Raw genomic sequence first — 17,119 nt, forward strand, 5'->3', positions numbered from 1 at the left:
TCTATATAAAAATAAAAATACGGTCGACGTTTAGCGTGCTAAGTTAATAAAAGATTGTGATTAAATTAATCGCGTCCCGACAACACATATTGCACATTGTCAGTTATGTGATTATAATATTCAATTTCGCCACTATGTTATTAAAAATTTGACAAAGCGGTGTACTTTTAACCGGCTAAAATTTCCACCGCTATAGTTCACATGTTTTCAATGGTCCTCACATACGCTGTCTGCAATGTTCCTGTAATGCCTTTGCGCAGCGAACCGAGTCATCATGCGGAGCAAACCAGCCAGCTACTTTTCGGAGAAAGAGCCGAGGTCCTGGAAATTGACAACAATGAATGGGCTCGCGTCCGTTGCTACTGGGATGACTATATTGGTTGGTGCAAAGCCTCTCAGCTCAGTTTTATCTCTCGTAAGGAATACGGGAAACATGCCAAATTTCTCGCGGCAAGCCATTCTGGTAAGCTCATCTTCGACGAAGCGGAAATGCAGCTGCCTTTAGGTGCCGAAATTCACCTCAAATCGGGTAAAGTCACCGCGGGTTTTTTCCACGGAAAATTCAAAGGCAAAAGATATTCTGTAAAAAAATTAAATATTGCGGAAGCAAATCTAAAGCAGACTGCCATGTTATACATGAACGCGCCTTATCAATGGGGCGGCCGTTCTGTATCAGGAATTGATTGTTCAGGGCTTTCGCAGATGGTTTATAAACTCTCCGGCCAGAAACTGCAGCGTGATGCGTGGCAACAGGCATTGGAAGGCGAAACCGTCGATTTCCTGCAAAATGCACGTTGTGGCGATCTCGCTTTCTTTGACAACGCAGACGGAAAAATAACGCATGTGGGCATGCTACTGGATGAGGCAACCATCATCCATGCAACTGAAATTGCCGGCCGTGTAGTAGTAGATCGCATCGACCCGGGAGGGATTATCAGCACCACGCTCAAAAAGCGAACGCACAACCTGCGTTTAGTGAAACGGTTCTTTTAGACGCACATTTAGATTTCACATTTCTTTATATTTTACCAAAACGTTGGTTTCTACCGTCGTAGCAATAACTACACGTTAACTTTTCGTTCCTTTCCTTTTTTTTAAAGAAAAGTATTTTTTGGTTGAGAACTTTTCCATAATTTCGAATTCTGAGAAAGAGTTATATAAGCAAATATTCTCCCCCCGACATCATTTGTTATTTGCTTCTATTACTTACCTGAAATAACCCACATTTTACGAGGTAACGTAGTTATCATTTTTTTTAATCCATTTTAACATTAAAATGAAGAGCATTCTTATTGCCAGCCTAATGGGGTTAGGTCTGACGACATTAAATCCGTCTGCGTCAAAAGCAGCTGACAGCAACACTATTGTCAACAAAGACAGTTCTGAGCATTACTACACTTTGGGGAAGGATGAGTATAATGCGCGCAAATACTCAAACGCATGGAAGTATTTTGAAAAAGCGGCGGGATTCGACGCCAACAATGAAAATATACAACGCAGCATTGCTGATGTGTGTATGTTGATGAATAAACCTGCGCCCGCCATTAAAGCGCTGGAAAGTGCATATCGCATCAACCAGAACAATGAAGAGGTATTGGTAAAACTCAATCAACTTTATTTCAATTTCGGCAACTGGGACAAAACCATTGAAATGAGCACGAAGATCAAAAAGAAAATGCCACAACAAAAAGGCATTGACTTCATGCTCGGTAAAGCATACTACACGCAGCAAGATTTCGGTAAATCAATACCGGCATTACAAGCCGCAATTAAAGAAGACCCGAAAAATGCGGAGGCCAATTATATGATCGGCCGTATGTATGTGCAAATGTCTAACTATTCAACTGCCGTTCCGTACTATGACATGGCAATGAAACTGGACACTACGCAGCCGCAAAGATTCTACGAATATGCAATGGTACTGGCTACTGCTGAACAATTCGACAAATCGCTTATATGGTTTGAAACGGCTTTACAGAAAGGCTACAAACCTCGCGACGATTTCTTTATGAACATGGCCTATACAATGGCCGATGCTAAGAAATCAGATAAGGCAATAGCTATTCTTCAGGATATCCTGAAACGCAGGCCACAAGACATGAGTCTGTTGAATGGTCTCGCAGATATCAGCTACCACGCCGGTAAATACAAGGAAGCAATCGGCTATTGGGATGATGTACTTGCTAACGACGAAAAGAACGCACGTGCACTTTATATGATCGGCGTTACTTATATCCATATGGGTAAAGATGTCGACGGTAAGCAACTCTGCGATCGTGCTATCCAGATGGATCCGTCACTGGCAGTTCTCAAACACGAGAAACGCCTTCAATAATCAGTCTCTTATTACAAAACCACCAATAAGAAAAGCACCGTTTATACGGTGCTTTTCTGCTTTTATGTATAGTTCTCAATTATTACTTAACTACCTCTTGACTCTAAATACGTAAGGCAAGAATTGCCGGCAATCCCCATCGTCAATTAAAAGAAAGATTCCCTTGAGGGATGGGTGACTATTCATACTCCCTTCCCTGATAAAACACCCGGAAAATATTCTGTCCGATCTGGTATTGAACCACATCATAAAAAAGATCCCAGTTAACCAAATCTGCTGTTGTCACATCATAAGTTTCCCCTTCAGAAAACATACGCAGCGTATTTGTACGATTTACATAAGCGAGTGAATTGTATTTGATCTTGAAGTTCTCAGGATAATAACTTTCAAGTGTATAAATTTCGCCTTTGTAGAATACTTTAAAATAACCGCTCGGATCTTCGTAGGCTACAATGTAATCACCCACCTGATAGGTTGGTGTAAAAAAGCCGATATTATATACACTGTCGTTATAATAGATTTTGAAGTGGTTATCACTGCCTACAAAAGCGACCAGATTATCCCCCACCACGTAACTCGCAGGTTTAAAATCGTCCACTTTTCTTGTTTTTCCGTTCTGGAAAATCCGGAACTGATTGTTGATATCAACGTAAGCGACCGTATTACGGCCCACATCAAAACTATTCACCTGGTAGTTGTCCTGATTAATAATATTTCCATGATAGAAAAAATGGAATTGCCCCGCATAATTGATATATGCCGCAATATTGTCAGACACTTTAATCACATCGATTGGCGCACCAGCCAGGAAGTTTTCGATTGGGTAAACATTACCGTTATAGTATGCCTTGTATTCGCTTCGAACACCATCGTAAAACAAAACCAGACTATCGCCCATAAAATATTGCTGACACATGCCAGAAAGATTCTTCACATTACCATGGTCAAAAACATTCAATGAACTGGCGTTCAAAAATGTCACCAGATTATCCGATACATCAAAAGAATTGGTAAAACCAACATTGATCGTCTTCACACCGCCACCATAGTAAATCTTGAATGACCGGGAATTGTCGAGATATGGGATTGCCGTTCGGCCTACTTTCGTCTGAATTGGCTGCAGATAATCTACCTTCCGAATCATCCCATTGTCCCAAACCATCATCTGATTTTGGATATTGGTGAATGTGGTAAGCGGCTGCGCAATTGCGTAGTTAAAAGAGAGCAGAATGAATGCTAACAGGAAGGCCGGTTTTCGTAGCATAAAAAGCTGAGTTTGGCATGTAAAATACGAGGATAATCGTAAAATAAAAAAGCCAGCCTGAGAACAGGCCAGCCCCTATAAACCCTATCACTATGAAAACTGTTACAAAATTAAAAATGAATCCTGTTTTTCCAAACAAAATGATTTGTAATAACAAAACAAAAACAAAAAAGCCAGCCTGAGAACAGGCCAGCCCCTATAAACCCTATCACCATGAAAACATCTTGGTTGCTATATATGCAAAAATGTCTTTGAGATCACGTTATTTGAAGGCACAAAGTTACGTTTATTTTATTTTTCAAACAAGGAATTGCTAAAGCCACCCTATAACAGAAAAATCTAAAGTACCTAAAGATTCAACGAATTATATAGAATGACTAAACACAATTAACTTATTTCCAACAAATATAAATTTTACTTCTTCTTCTTAGGTGTAAAAATCACCAGCATTCTACGGCCTTCCATCTTTGGCATTGATTCCAGTGAACCGAATTCAGCCAGACGCTCCGCGAATTTGAGCAGCAACAGCTCCCCTCTTTCCTGGAACATGATGGCACGTCCTTTAAACTGAACGTAACATTTTACTTTATTTCCTTCCTGAAGGAACTTTTCGGCGTGCTTGGCTTTAAAATCAAAGTCATGCTCGTCGGTATTTGGCGTAAAACGAATTTCTTTTACCTCAGACTGTTTTGCTTTTGCCTTTTGTTCTTTATCCTTTTTCTTTTTCTCGTAAAGGAATTTTTTATAATCTATAAGACGGCAAACAGGCGGTACTGCATTAGGAGAAATTTCTACGAGATCCACTTCTTTTTCGCGCGCCATCCGCAATGCATCTTGCAGCGAGTAAACGGCAGGCTCGACGTCCTCGCCTACTAAGCGTACTTCCGGTGCGGTGATTTCTTCATTGAGACGGTGCTCATTTTGTGGTACTCTAGGCCGAAATGGCGGTTTTCCTTTGCTTCTTTTTTGCATTAATGGTTATTAAAATGATGGCAAAAATAGTGCATTTGTATTATCAAAACACTTTTGCCGTTAGTAAAAACTTTATGCCAGTGCGTTTACTTTTTTGCCGCTGGTCTGATGCGCTACCAGTTCTCTCATTTCAGAAACAAATGCTTCGAACAACATAGTTCCTTTGTCTCCTTCTCCGTGTTTGCGCACAGCAACTGCGTTATCGTTCATTTCTTTTTCACCGATAACAAGCATGTAAGGCACTTTCATCAATTCTGTATCGCGGATTTTCTTACCGATTTTCTCATTACGGTCATCCACTTCCGCGCGGATGTCTGCTGCTTTCAGCTGATTGGCAACCAGATGTGCATATTCGCTGAATTTTTCGCTGATCGGCAACACTTTTACCTGTACCGGCGCCAGCCAGAAAGGCAAATTACCACCACAGTGTTCCAGCAATACGGCGATAAAACGTTCCATAGAACCAAACGGCGCACGGTGGATCATTACCGGACGTTTGCGGGAATTATCTGAATCAACGTATTCCAGTTCAAAACGCTCAGGCAGGTTGTAATCTACCTGAATGGTACCAAGCTGCCAGCTGCGGCCCAGCGCGTCTTTCACCATAAAATCGAGCTTAGGACCGTAAAACGCTGCTTCACCGTACTCAATAACGGTTTTCAGGCCTTTTTCCTGCGCTGCTTCCATGATAGCGCTTTCTGCAATCTGCCAGTTTTCTTCGCTACCAATGTATTTGCTGCGGTTTTCTTTATCGCGCAGAGAGATCTGAGCTGTAAAGTCAGGGAAATCAAGTGAATTCAATACAAACAATACGAGATCGATTACTTTCTTGAATTCTTCTTTTACCTGATCCGGACGACAGAACAAGTGTGCATCATCCTGAGTAAATCCACGTACACGAGTCAGGCCGTGCAATTCCCCGCTTTGTTCGTAACGGTAAACAGTACCGAATTCAGCCAAACGCAATGGCAGATCTTTATAAGAACGCGGTGAAGACTTGTAGATTTCACAGTGGTGCGGACAGTTCATCGGTTTCAGCATAAACTCTTCGCCTTCCTGTGGTGTAGTAATCGGGCGGAATGAATCCGCACCGTATTTCTCCCAGTGACCAGAAGTTACGTAAAGCTGTTTGCTACCGATATGCGGAGTAATTACCGGCAGATAGCCGCTCTGCATCTGCGCTTTCTGCAAGAATTGCTGTAATCTTTCGCGAAGTAATGCACCTTTTGGCAACCACATTGGCAAGCCGCTACCTACTTTTTCGGAGAAAGTAAACAGTTCCAGTTCTTTACCGAGTTTGCGGTGATCACGTTTTTTAGCTTCTTCCAGCAAAGTCAGGTATTCGTCCAGTTCTTTCTGAGCCGGGAATGTAACACCATAAATGCGGGTAAGCATTTTATTTTTCTCATTACCACGCCAGTATGCACCGGCAATGTTCATGAGTTTGATCGCCTTGATAAAGCCTGTATTCGGGATGTGCGGGCCACGGCAGAGATCGGTAAAATCACCTTGTGTATAAAAAGTGATTTCGCCATCTTTCAATCCTTCCAGCAATTCCAGTTTATACTGATCGTCTTTTTCTGTGAAATAAGCGACAGCTTTATCTTTTGGCATATCCTGACGGAGATAGGCACTATTCTTCTTCGCCAGTTCTTTCATTTTGTCTTCCAGCTTTTTCAGGTCTTCTTCACCAATGGTACGGTCGCCCAGATCCACGTCGTAATAAAAACCATTTTCGATAGAAGGGCCGATACCGAATTTTACACCCGGCATTGTTGCTTCCAGCGCTTCTGCCAGCAGGTGGGCAGATGAGTGCCAAAACGTTGATTTTGCACCTTTGTCATCCCACGTCAGCAAACGCAGCGTAGCATCACTATTAATAGGACGGGTTGCGTCCCAAACTTCTCCGTTAACTTCTGCGGCCAATACTTTACGTGCAAGGCCTTCGCTGATCGATTTTGCGACATCAAGGGAGCTTACCCCTTCCTGATACTCGCGCACTGAGCCATCTGGCAAAGTAATATGTATCATAAAATAAAAAAACTCGTTAGAATGGATGCAAAGGTACAATTTGCGCTCTGCATTCGATAAATGCTATAAAAAACCACCGGTTAGCAAAACTAACCGGTGGCAAATGTAAAATATCTGACCGGTTAAAACTTGTTATACGTGCTAGCAATGTGTGCCGTATCTATATCGCCGAGCTTGCCGTTCGGATTTGGATAATACACATCATAGCGGATAGAAAAACTGTTGTCTGAAAAACTTACAATAGCTCCTTTTACTTCATCCGTATTAAAATAAGACGGCGCACCCGATATAATTAACTCATTATCACTATTTACGATCTGCCAGGTAAAAGGCAGCGTCGGCTGATCGGTCGGAGAACATTTTCTCGTACCGCCGTTTACGTCGCCGGTATAGTTAACACCAAATTCCAAATAGTTGTCTGCTTCGCAGGAATCCATGTATGATGTACCGATTCCGTTGAAAGAAGAGTCACCTTGCTTAGTGCCATATTTTTTCGTCGTGACCCTGAAACTACCAAGGTTCCATTTGCCGCTGCGCAGCGTGTCCTGACGACTGGTGGGTTCATCTACTTTTTTGCAGGAATAAACGAGGGTTGCCAGTAAAAAAACAACTAAAGTTTGTTTCATTGCTTACTTCTGATTAAAAAACACCTAAAGCTAATGAATTAATTATGTTTACAAAATATTCCGATCAAAACTATTATTTCGCAGAAACCATACGCGGGAATCATTATCTTGACCTTCGCCACCGGATTTCCGCAGGCAAAACGAATTAATAAACATTTCACATGAAGTTAAAACCGCGTTAAACCGTTCATTCCCTGATGCATCGGGCTGTTTTGCTTATGTAAATTTGTTGCTGCATGAAAAAAGTTTTCCCCGTAATAGTCTTACTGATCACCCTTTCCGTACTCGGCATCATGTTCATTCAGATGCAATGGATACGTAATGCCATTATTGTAAAAAAAGATCAGTATACGCGTGACATCCAGAATACGCTGGAAGATGTAAAGGAAGATACTTACAAAGGCTTTCTCGCGGGCCGCAATGTAAATTATGTCAGCACGCCGGAAGACCGCGAAATGCTGCTGGAACACCTGTACAGTTCGCAATATTTCTCGGTGGAGGAAATGTCGCACTACATCGAAAAAGACCTGAAAGCGAACAACATCAAGCAAACTTTCGAATTCAGCATTGTGAATTTTATGAATACACAAGTGCTGTACTCACCTGGTTTTAGAAACGAATATTTCAAAACGGCCAATCATATTCTGTTGACACCGGACAATTCTTTTAACCAGGAAGTTCTTTACCTGCACTTAAAAGAGCCGCAGAATTATATCATCAGCAAAATGGGCTGGATGATTGCTGCGTCTATCCTTTTCACCTGTATTATCATTTCTGCTTTCGCATTAACCATTCGTACCATGTTCAATCAGAAAAAACTTTCCGAAGTGAAATCTGATTTTATCAACAATATGACGCACGAATTTAAGACGCCGCTGGCAACTATTTCTTTAGCGGTTGATGCGCTGAATAATGATAAGGTCATTCACGATGAATCAAAAATCCGTTATTACAGCGGCATCATCAAAGACGAAAACAAACGCATGAACAAGCAGGTCGAAAAAATCCTGCAGGCAGCCCGCATCGAGCGTCAGGACATTAAACTGAACTTACAGACACTGGACGTACATGAAGTAATCCGTAAAGTGGCTGATAATTTCGCGCTGCAGATTCAGGAAAAATCCGGCACGCTCAATCTTGACCTTCATGCTACAAAACATGTGATTCAGGCCGATGACGTGCATTTCTCCAACATTATTTTTAACCTGCTGGATAATGCCATTAAATACTCAAAAGAGAACCCGAAAATCGAGGTAGAAACCCTGATGGCCGGCAATCAGCTTGCGATCCGTTTTAAGGATAATGGTATCGGTATGAATAAGGAAACGCAGGCAAGAATCTTCGAGAAATTCTACCGGGCACATACGGGCAATCTCCACAATGTAAAAGGTTTCGGGCTTGGGCTCAGTTATGTAAAAGTCATGATTGAAGCACATGAAGGCCGGATCAAAGTGGATAGTACACCTGGCAAAGGAAGTATTTTTACGATAACATTACCAGCCACTTAATCGTTGATTTCTGATCGCTGAGTTTTGATTTTGTTCAGCGCTAAAATACATTTTCAAAGTAAAAGCGGATCAAAATTCGATCCGCTTTTACTTTTTTATTAATACCCATAAACCAGAATTCGGGAACTCGGCCGTCAGCGATTAAAGAATGACCGCCAGGCTTTTGATCACTGCAACCAGGCGGATCGCATCATAGATACGTTGTTCCGAAGCGCCATGTTGTTTTACAGAAGCTTCGTGAGAAGTCACGCAACGTTCGCATCCGTTAAGTGCGGAAACTGCCAGACTCATCAGTTCAAAAAATTCTTTACCCAATACCGGATTCATCATAATACTCATGCGAAGGCCGGCAGGTTGGTTATTGTAGAAATCCACATTATGCATATAGTGACGGAAACGGTAGAACACGTTATTTGTGTTCATCAACGCTGTACAAGCATGTGTTTCTGCGATTTCCGCGTCCGTAGCACCTTCTTTACGTGCCAGCGCATCAAATGCGTCAATCAGGATTGTATGCTTTTCATTTACCGCAACGGACAACGCCAGCAGATATGCCTCTTTTTTATTAAGGTTGGTACTATTCAAAGTCGTACTGACATTCAGCTTTAAATCTTTAATAAAGCGGCTGTCTGCAGCGGCCAGTTTTTCAAGACTGATGCTGTTTATAGACACATCAATCCCCAGATCGTTCAGCATATTCTGAACGGTTTCATTTTGTATTGGCATAATTGATTCTTTTGAAAGGAAATTCATAATAAAGCACCTGCTGAAAAAGCTCAAAACAGGTGCTTTGTATGATTGATAACTAAGACATGACGTCTGTTGTAAAAGAGAAGAACTAAGCTACTTCTTCAGCCATTTGCTGAGACAGCGTAGTTTCGCCTTTGTTCCAGTTACAAGGACAAAGTTCGTCAGTTTGCAGAGCATCCAGTACACGCAGTACTTCAGCTACGTTACGGCCTACACTCAGGTCGTTTACATTCACCCAACGGATGATGCCTTCCGGATCAATGATGAATGTAGCACGGTAAGCGATTTTTTCGCTTTCTTCGAGGATACCCAGATCTTCAGCGAGGCTTTTTGAAGTGTCAGCGATCATTGGGAAACGCAGACCACGCAGATCAGCGTGATCATGACGCCAGGCGAGGTGAACGAATTCGCTATCTGTAGAAGCACCCAAAAGCAGTGTGTCGCGGTCTTCGAAATTGGTAAAGTTTTTGTTGAATTCAGCGATTTCCGTAGGACAAACGAATGTAAAATCTTTTGGCCACCAGAACATTACTGACCATTTGCCAGCGATATCCGCACTTCCGATTTCTTGAAATTCTTTACCTTTTTCTAAAGATACTACTGCCTTTTTCTTGAATTCAGGAAACTTCTTTCCTACAGTTGCAATGCTCATAAATTGTGTTTGTTTTTTGATTGATAACGACGCAAAGTTCGTACGAAAACACAAAAGCTGCAACGCCTACGTCTTCTATTTTGACTATTAAAAAATAGGCGTTATCAATCTATCTTCCAATAGATGAAACAAATAGGCAAAATTTGTCTTATTGGTATGACCCCGTCTGATTGGAAGCAGCGCGTTCAGGGAACTAAGCGTCTGCGCGAAGATATTAGTCATCCGCACGAAGGAACTAACCGTCCGCACGAAGGAACTAACCGTCTGCACGAAGGAAGTAACCGTCTGCACGAAGGAAGTAAGCATCTGCACGAAGGAAGTAAGCGTCTGCACGAAGGAACTAACCGTCTGCACGGAGGAAATAAGCGTCTGCACGAAGGAAGTAATCGTCCATTATGGCAAATAAAAAAGGATGTTTCTGATTGAAACATCCTTTTGAGGTATTTAATTCATTGAAATATCTGGCATTGAGGTGGAAAACTCGTGATGGTAAAGCAAAAGATGGCATTGCACATCAGAAAAAAACGAAAAAAGAGGAAAATCCGCAATGTATCCTGAAGCTTCTGTCTCGTCTTCGGCACGAATAATGCACCAGATAAAATTTTTCAGCGCCGCCACACTGTAGGAAAGTAATCTTCCATCAGACGCCAGCCTGTCTATATGCTGTTTTTGTTCTTCTACTGCAGTTACCGGAATTTCGGCATATTGCGGTAAGGAAAGCTGAAAAAAGAATGCTGCCATTTCTATTCGTTTTTAAATCATCGTAGCAAAGTAACGTTTCCTTTTTTAGTAAGGCGTTGGCCCGTAGTACAGAAACCGTCCGCTTCCCACACGTAGACACCTACTGCTGCAGGATCGCCGTTGATTTTTCCATCCCATTGTTTAGTAGGATCAGTCGTAGAAAACACTTGTTTGCCCCAACGGTCATAAATATTGAAGTAATTCAGCTTTATGATTTGTTTGTTGAGCAGACCAAAACGATTCTGGCCGGCCACATTGGTTTCTGGCGCGAAAGCATTAGGCAGTACGAGATCTTCGCAAGAAAGATGTACCACTACGGTATCGATCGCGGCACAATGTAATGTATCATTCAATTCAGTTACCTGCAGATAATAAGTCATATCCTGCAGCGGTGTTGCCACCGGATTAGTGATCATCGTATTGCTCAGGTACTGACCTGGCGTCCAGGTGTACATAAAATTGCCGTTAGTACTTGTAAGCGGGCCGCCAAGTACGGTAGATGAACCATCAGCAAGCACGCGATCCGGACCAGCATCGGCTACCACTTTACTTACATTTACATGAATTGGCGTATCTACAATACAACCGTTCGGGTAAGTAAGTGTTACGTAGTAAGCATTAGAATATGTCGGCCATACTTTTACTTTCAGACCTGTAGTGTCATCAATATTATAATACGGATGCCACAGGTATTTTGCCTGATAAGACTGAATAAACAGGTTAATGCTGTCGCCCTGGCAAATAGTAGTATCATTACTGATATTCATTTTCGGGATCGGCAACACTGTAATTTGTTTACATTCTACAGACATCGTTGGCAAACCTTCATCTACTGCGAGATAAACCGTATAGGTACCTGGTGCATTATAGATAACAGAAGGAGGTGTTGCGGTGTTAGAAGAAGCTACACTGGAATTGGTACACTGAGGAAAACCAACCTGAGTGAGTGAATTGTCGGCATTTGTAGCATAAGCATACAATTGATCACCCATGCGCATTACGTTGGAAAGACCCGCCGGATTAATAAACGCACCGCTACCGGTACCATATAAATGAGCAGAGAAAGTACCACCTGTGAAAGAAGGAATATCAATACGAGTCAGTTCGCTGCTTACGTAATCAGTAATAAACGCATAAGTACTACCGCAGTCCTTAATAACAGAGATTGCAGAAGGGCCGAACAGTTTGCCATCCACATTACCTACGTTCGCGCCAGTAGGTGTACCAGACAGACCAGTGCCCATATCTAATACAGAAAGAGAACTGTTTGTTTCGTTAGTCACCAGGAAATACCAGTTACCGGCGTCCATCACGGCAGCCATATCGCTTGGACCAGAAAGGCTACCCACGTTTCCTAATGTAGTAATGATCGGCGTAAATGAGATATTATTACCAAAGTTGAGTCGGATCAATTCATCTTTTTGCTGATCTACGAGATAACCGTAATAGTTAAAGCCGTCACTCGCAACAAAAAGACCGCGTGGTGCTTCCATCAGGCCGCCCGGGTTACCGAAGTTCACACCGCTTGGTGTGTTTGCCAGCGTGTTTCTGAAATCATAGCGCGCCACAGATGCGTTCCCAGCGCTGGTACCACCTGCTACAAACACATACCACTTACTGGAATCCTGTATGATATAGATGGAAGAAACAGAATCTGGCAGCGTCCCTTCTACATTACCGAAATTGGTAACTGTAGGGATATTTGTAAGACTGTTACCATAATCGAGACGCAACAATTCCGACGAATACTGATTTGCTACGAACCCATAATAATTACCGCCGTCTTTAGCGATTTCGATACCTGCAGGGCCATTGAAAGAGAAACCTTTTCCTTGATTAGTCAATACCGGCGTATTGGTAAGATAGCCAGAGCAAAAACCCCAGTAATAAGAAGAGGCGTTTGTGGTATTGTTGGTCAGGTAAACAGGTTGTCGCACACAGACAGTGTCGGGCGCGTCAAACAGGTTTTGGGCTTTCAAAATATTCAGTTGTGACACTATCAGGAGTGCTACAAAGAGTAGGCATTTTCTCATAATACTGAAAAGAGTTTCACTTTCTAATCGGCTAATATAACAAAATGACTAAAACTTTTATAGCAATGGACATTTTTTATTTTCTTTAGGCCCAAATTCAGACTATGTCTCAAACCACACTAATTTCCCGCGTGTTATCGCGCACTGCGGTCCTGATTTTATCGGTGGCTTCCAGTTTCACTACACATGCAAAAGAAGGTATGTGGCTGCCTCCTACCGTTAAAAATCGCGAAGCTGACATGAAAGCGATGGGGCTCGAAATCCCTGTTGAAAAATTATACAACGACAATGGTACCGGCTTCAATAATGCGGTGGTATTGTTTGGTAAAGGTTGCACCGGCGAACTCGTTTCATCCAAGGGGCTGATCCTTACCAACCACCATTGCGGTTATGGTTCTGTACAAGCTTTAAGCGGACCAGGTAAAGATTATTTTGCCAACGGTTTCTGGGCGATGAACAATGGCGAAGAACTTCCATGTCCGGGTCTCACGGTTACATTCATCCGTAAAATGGAAAATGTGACAGACAATATCCTCAGCAATCTCGCAGATACTATGAGCGGTCCGTCCCGCGACAGCATCATTGCACGCCGCATTAAAAATCTGGAAAAAGGATATCAGTATGCCACAAAACTGGATGCCATGATCAAACCGTATTTTAATGGCAACCAATATTGGGTCATCGTCAGCGAAACTTACCGCGATATCCGTCTGGTTGGTTTTCCGCCAAACGGTGTAGGTGTTTTCGGTGGCGATTATGACAACTGGATGTGGCCGCGCCATAACGGCGATTTCAGCGTGTTCCGCATTTACGCAGGCAAAGACAACAAACCTGCTGACTACGCGAAAGACAACAAACCTTACGAAGCCAAACAATTCTTTACCATCAACGCCAAAGGTTATAAAGAAGGTGATTTCACCATGGTTTATGGTTTCCCCGGCACTACGCAGGAATATATTTCTTCGTTTCAGCTGAACCAGATTTATTCCGTCACCGATCCGATCCGCATTGAAGCGCGCACCAAAAAACTGGATGTGTGGGGTAAAAACATGAAAGCTAATCGTGATATTTTCCTGAAGTATACTTCTAAACGTGCTGGTATTGCTAACGGCTGGAAAAAATGGCAAGGTGAAGTACGAGGTTTGCAGATCAACAATGTGATGAGCAAAAAACAGGGTTTTGAAACTGACTTCCAGGAATGGGCTTCGCGCGATACATCTACTCCATTTGCAGAGAACCTGCTTGCGGAACTGGAAGCTTCTGCGACGGCTGCCGACAGCCTTATCAAAGCAGAGGAATATATCCGCGAAGCAGTACTTGGCATTGAACTCATCAATGAAGGATCAGCACTCAACGAAATGATGATGCAGTTCCGCAAAGGCAAAAGCGCTGCCAACGGCGGTGCTGACTGGGAACGCATGGTCAATAACTGGGCTGGTTTCTATAAAAATTATGACCTCAACACCGACAAACAGGTATTCACTACATTGATGCCTTTCTTCTTTGATAAAGCCGGAAACTTTGTCCCTGATTATTTCAAACAGGAATACAAACGCCACGGAAGTGATTTTAATAAATGGGCGGATGATATTTACAGTAGTTCGCTTTTAACTAGTGCAGACAAACTAAATGAATTTGCACAAAAAGCATCGCCAGCCGACAGCAACGAAATCAAAAAAGATCTGGCTTATCAATTATATAAATCAATTATCGTTGAGCGTAATGAACGTGTCGTACCAAAACTGAGCGCCTTCAACGCCCGGCTGGCAACATTGAATCGCCTTTATATGAAGAGTCAGATGAACAAAGATGAAGGCAAAAAAGCTTTTTATCCGGATGCGAATCTGACGCTGCGCCTTACTTATGGCAAAGTTCAGGGTATTGATCCCGATGGACCAGCGCCCTATAGTTTCCAGACCAATCTCGACGAGATCATGACGAGAGAAAATCCGGCGATCGAAGAATTTCATGTTCCGGCTAAATTGAAAGAACTGCACGACAAGAAAAATTACGGCAAATGGGCTGCAAATGGAACAGTGCCTGTAGCATTTACAGCCAGCAATCATACTTCAGGCGGAAACTCCGGTAGTCCGGTGCTGAATGCAAAAGGAGAACTGATTGGTATCAACTTCGATCGTATCTGGGAAGGAACGATGAGCGATCTCTATTTTGACCCGAATCTTTGCCGCAATATTTCAGTGGATATTCGCTACACGCTTTTCATCATTGAAAAATTTGGTGGTGCAGGCTGGTTACTGAAAGAAATGAAATTTGCGAAGTAAGCCCAAGGCGTAAAACTGAAAGTGATCCCACAACGTTAATATCACGAGAGACACCTTCTTTCGTCCATGGCATATAAAAATTGGAAAAAGTAAAAGGTCAATGAAATTTCATTGGCCTTTTTTATGTCCAACCGCTATCAATTTTACACACAACTTCCCTGCTTCTCATTCTTAAACATCCACTTTTAAATAAACCGGCACGTTTTTTGATAGGTCTTAAATAATTATACATATACATTAATACACACACAATGAAAACCATTTTTACACCATTCATCAACCTACTATTTTTTTTTCTACTCTTAACGACTGTTGCAACCGCGCAACCAACTAGTGCTCCTATTTCAGCCCAGCCCTCCCTATTTACTTACTTCACGCCGTTATCTCCAGACATGCCCGAAGGATCTAATATGGCTAGTAAAGCAATCGTTCTTTTGAATAGAGGTTTTCCTTATCCAGAGATGTACGGAAATGAGTGGCTTAGAGGCGCAGATGGTACTGCATTTTTTATTCGTACATTTTTAGATAATACGTCCGACGCTAATAAATTATGTATATGCATGACCGGCCATCAGATAGCTAATTTGTTTCCTGATGGCACTACACCCACCATAGGAAGTAATCTACTTTTATACACGGATATATACATGGGTTATTTAGGACAAGCTATTACTGATTCGCGCGGCAATTCAATAAACCGTACCACAAATTTTTCAAAAAGTTATTTAGCTTCAGCCAAGCTTCTTGAATATTTCAAAGAAGGCACGAGTAAAGATATCGCTCTTCTGCTGGTTGATAAACGAGACTTACCATCGGCCTGGATCGGGACATTAGGTTACGATTTTGACGACGACAACAGCAGCTGGATCGGGAATGCTTTCTATACACTTGCGCACCCACACTATTACCCACAGCGACTTACGAACAACGAGACGGTTACGAATAATGCAACAAACTTCGTTCAACTTTCCAGCAGTGCACCTTATGCCGGCGGTTCTGTAGGCTCCGGTGCGCCACTAGTGATATCTTCGGCAACCACCGGTACTACTCCCATAGTAAAAGGCGTAGTTTCAGGCGGAGTCGACAATCTATGGTTTAATGACCTCAACGGCATTAGATATTATTATGGGTTCAATTCAAACGCTACTAAAATCAAAGCGTTGGAGCAAGCCATCCGTCAAAATTGCTGGAACAAAAGAGATAGTTTTAATATCTCTGTCGGTGGCTTATATCGCATATCGGCTGTCAAAGACAATCAAAGCACAACGAACGCATATAGTCAAAATGTGTCCCTAAACAATGCATCTTCACTTGTTGGTTCCGCAACTTCCGCTTATACAGAAACTACCGAAGACCTGGAAGTGACCCATTTGCATGGAAACATATGCACGATCGGGGACTTTACGCTACCGGTTAATCACCCAACAAGCAGTAAACCTTGGCAGGTTGCCATTGCTTGTAAAGAAATTGATGTAAGCACTGATTTTACTTATACAGCGTCGGGCGAGTCAGAATTAAATCTATCGTCAGTAGTAATTGATGCGGAAACAAGCCCTTCTTCCCGTCAAACTGATAGTACAGTAAAATTAATCACAACAACCAATCTCGAAACAGAGAATCGATTGAGTGTCTATCCAAACCCAAGCAATACAGGTGTATTCAATATCACGGTACAGCTTAAAGGTTCAAACACCCAGCAGAACTATACGCTGCAAATGCTTTCGGCTGACGGCAAAATCATTTATCAGACAACGGGACAGAGTGGGATGCAGCATACTGTGGACATTCACCAATATGCAACTGGCTTTTACTTTGTCACCGTCAGAGATAATAAAGGAAATATACTGCAACGTGCGACTGTTGCATACGGCAACTAATATCGATCAAGCGAAAAACATGCAAAGCTTCTTGAACAACCTAAAAAA

General features: G+C 42.4%; 14 protein-coding genes. 6 read left to right on the plus strand and 8 right to left on the minus strand.

The window, feature by feature from the left end:
• Nucleotides 1-210: 210 nt before the first annotated feature.
• Both DN068_RS19155 and DN068_RS19160 read left to right on the plus strand, forming a co-directional pair.
• Nucleotides 211-993 carry a C40 family peptidase gene (locus DN068_RS19155; protein ID WP_165836464.1) on the plus strand — a complete coding sequence of 261 codons (783 nt, stop codon included), beginning with the start codon at nucleotides 211-213 and terminating at the stop codon, nucleotides 991-993.
• Between the two features lie 283 nt (nucleotides 994-1,276).
• On the plus strand, nucleotides 1,277-2,335 hold the full coding sequence (locus tag DN068_RS19160) for a tetratricopeptide repeat protein (protein WP_111000554.1): 1,059 nt from the start codon (nucleotides 1,277-1,279) through the stop codon (nucleotides 2,333-2,335).
• A gap of 178 nt (nucleotides 2,336-2,513) precedes the next feature.
• On the opposite strand, the gene DN068_RS19165 is transcribed toward DN068_RS19160, so the two are convergent.
• The 4 genes from DN068_RS19165 to DN068_RS19180 form a co-directional block, all read right to left on the minus strand.
• Entirely contained in the window at nucleotides 2,514-3,599 is a 1,086-nt protein-coding gene (locus DN068_RS19165; RefSeq protein WP_111000555.1) for a hypothetical protein, read from the minus strand.
• Between the two features lie 414 nt (nucleotides 3,600-4,013).
• Entirely contained in the window at nucleotides 4,014-4,571 is a 558-nt protein-coding gene (gene infC, locus DN068_RS19170) for a translation initiation factor IF-3 (RefSeq protein ID WP_111000556.1), read from the minus strand.
• A gap of 72 nt (nucleotides 4,572-4,643) precedes the next feature.
• Entirely contained in the window at nucleotides 4,644-6,602 is a 1,959-nt protein-coding gene (gene thrS / locus DN068_RS19175; protein WP_111000557.1) for a threonine--tRNA ligase, read from the minus strand.
• Nucleotides 6,603-6,724: 122 nt separating this feature from the next.
• On the minus strand, nucleotides 6,725-7,228 hold the full coding sequence (locus DN068_RS19180; protein ID WP_111000558.1) for a hypothetical protein: 504 nt from the start codon (nucleotides 7,226-7,228) through the stop codon (nucleotides 6,725-6,727).
• Nucleotides 7,229-7,464: 236 nt separating this feature from the next.
• Between DN068_RS19180 and DN068_RS19185 the strand changes: the two genes are divergently transcribed.
• A complete protein-coding gene (locus DN068_RS19185; RefSeq protein WP_111000559.1) occupies nucleotides 7,465-8,736 on the plus strand; it encodes a sensor histidine kinase in 1,272 nt (423 codons plus the stop codon).
• Nucleotides 8,737-8,877: 141 nt separating this feature from the next.
• Here the strand turns inward: DN068_RS19185 and DN068_RS19190 are convergent, their stop codons facing one another.
• Both DN068_RS19190 and DN068_RS19195 read right to left on the minus strand, forming a co-directional pair.
• Nucleotides 8,878-9,462, minus strand: coding sequence for a carboxymuconolactone decarboxylase family protein (locus tag DN068_RS19190; RefSeq protein ID WP_207799040.1), 585 nt, complete (start codon nucleotides 9,460-9,462; stop codon nucleotides 8,878-8,880).
• Between the two features lie 112 nt (nucleotides 9,463-9,574).
• Nucleotides 9,575-10,138 carry a peroxiredoxin gene (locus tag DN068_RS19195; protein ID WP_111000560.1) on the minus strand — a complete coding sequence of 188 codons (564 nt, stop codon included), beginning with the start codon at nucleotides 10,136-10,138 and terminating at the stop codon, nucleotides 9,575-9,577.
• A 156-nt stretch (nucleotides 10,139-10,294) separates the two neighbouring features.
• Between DN068_RS19195 and DN068_RS19200 the strand changes: the two genes are divergently transcribed.
• Nucleotides 10,295-10,564, plus strand: a complete 270-nt coding sequence (locus DN068_RS19200) for a hypothetical protein (RefSeq protein ID WP_111000561.1) — start codon at nucleotides 10,295-10,297, stop codon at nucleotides 10,562-10,564.
• An 18-nt stretch (nucleotides 10,565-10,582) separates the two neighbouring features.
• On the opposite strand, the gene DN068_RS19205 is transcribed toward DN068_RS19200, so the two are convergent.
• Both DN068_RS19205 and DN068_RS19210 read right to left on the minus strand, forming a co-directional pair.
• On the minus strand, nucleotides 10,583-10,879 hold the full coding sequence (locus DN068_RS19205) for a hypothetical protein (RefSeq protein ID WP_111000562.1): 297 nt from the start codon (nucleotides 10,877-10,879) through the stop codon (nucleotides 10,583-10,585).
• Between the two features lie 17 nt (nucleotides 10,880-10,896).
• On the minus strand, nucleotides 10,897-12,912 hold the full coding sequence (locus DN068_RS19210) for a T9SS type B sorting domain-containing protein (RefSeq protein WP_111000563.1): 2,016 nt from the start codon (nucleotides 12,910-12,912) through the stop codon (nucleotides 10,897-10,899).
• A 104-nt stretch (nucleotides 12,913-13,016) separates the two neighbouring features.
• Here DN068_RS19210 and DN068_RS19215 point away from each other — a divergent pair, with 104 nt between their 5' ends.
• Both DN068_RS19215 and DN068_RS19220 read left to right on the plus strand, forming a co-directional pair.
• Entirely contained in the window at nucleotides 13,017-15,194 is a 2,178-nt protein-coding gene (locus DN068_RS19215; protein WP_111000564.1) for a S46 family peptidase, read from the plus strand.
• A gap of 251 nt (nucleotides 15,195-15,445) precedes the next feature.
• On the plus strand, nucleotides 15,446-17,071 hold the full coding sequence (locus DN068_RS19220; RefSeq protein ID WP_111000565.1) for a T9SS type A sorting domain-containing protein: 1,626 nt from the start codon (nucleotides 15,446-15,448) through the stop codon (nucleotides 17,069-17,071).
• The last annotated feature ends 48 nt before the right edge of the window (nucleotides 17,072-17,119 follow it).

The organism is Taibaiella soli (assembly GCF_003236175.1).
In the GTDB taxonomy this organism is placed as follows: Bacteria; Bacteroidota; Bacteroidia; order Chitinophagales; family Chitinophagaceae; genus QKTW01.

What these genes read in the sequence shown, in the direction of transcription:
- DN068_RS19155 (WP_165836464.1), top strand. Translation starts at nt 211, where the DNA reads ATGGTCCTCACATACGCTGTCTGCAATGTTCCTGTAATGCCTTTGCGC.
- DN068_RS19160 (WP_111000554.1), top strand. Translation starts at nt 1,277, where the DNA reads ATGAAGAGCATTCTTATTGCCAGCCTAATGGGGTTAGGTCTGACGACA.
- DN068_RS19165 (WP_111000555.1), bottom strand. Translation starts at nt 3,599, where the DNA reads ATGCTACGAAAACCGGCCTTCCTGTTAGCATTCATTCTGCTCTCTTTT.
- infC (WP_111000556.1), bottom strand. Translation starts at nt 4,571, where the DNA reads ATGCAAAAAAGAAGCAAAGGAAAACCGCCATTTCGGCCTAGAGTACCA.
- thrS (WP_111000557.1), bottom strand. Translation starts at nt 6,602, where the DNA reads ATGATACATATTACTTTGCCAGATGGCTCAGTGCGCGAGTATCAGGAA.
- DN068_RS19180 (WP_111000558.1), bottom strand. Translation starts at nt 7,228, where the DNA reads ATGAAACAAACTTTAGTTGTTTTTTTACTGGCAACCCTCGTTTATTCC.
- DN068_RS19185 (WP_111000559.1), top strand. Translation starts at nt 7,465, where the DNA reads ATGAAAAAAGTTTTCCCCGTAATAGTCTTACTGATCACCCTTTCCGTA.
- DN068_RS19190 (WP_207799040.1), bottom strand. Translation starts at nt 9,462, where the DNA reads ATGCCAATACAAAATGAAACCGTTCAGAATATGCTGAACGATCTGGGG.
- DN068_RS19195 (WP_111000560.1), bottom strand. Translation starts at nt 10,138, where the DNA reads ATGAGCATTGCAACTGTAGGAAAGAAGTTTCCTGAATTCAAGAAAAAG.
- DN068_RS19200 (WP_111000561.1), top strand. Translation starts at nt 10,295, where the DNA reads ATGACCCCGTCTGATTGGAAGCAGCGCGTTCAGGGAACTAAGCGTCTG.
- DN068_RS19205 (WP_111000562.1), bottom strand. Translation starts at nt 10,879, where the DNA reads ATGGCAGCATTCTTTTTTCAGCTTTCCTTACCGCAATATGCCGAAATT.
- DN068_RS19210 (WP_111000563.1), bottom strand. Translation starts at nt 12,912, where the DNA reads ATGAGAAAATGCCTACTCTTTGTAGCACTCCTGATAGTGTCACAACTG.
- DN068_RS19215 (WP_111000564.1), top strand. Translation starts at nt 13,017, where the DNA reads ATGTCTCAAACCACACTAATTTCCCGCGTGTTATCGCGCACTGCGGTC.
- DN068_RS19220 (WP_111000565.1), top strand. Translation starts at nt 15,446, where the DNA reads ATGAAAACCATTTTTACACCATTCATCAACCTACTATTTTTTTTTCTA.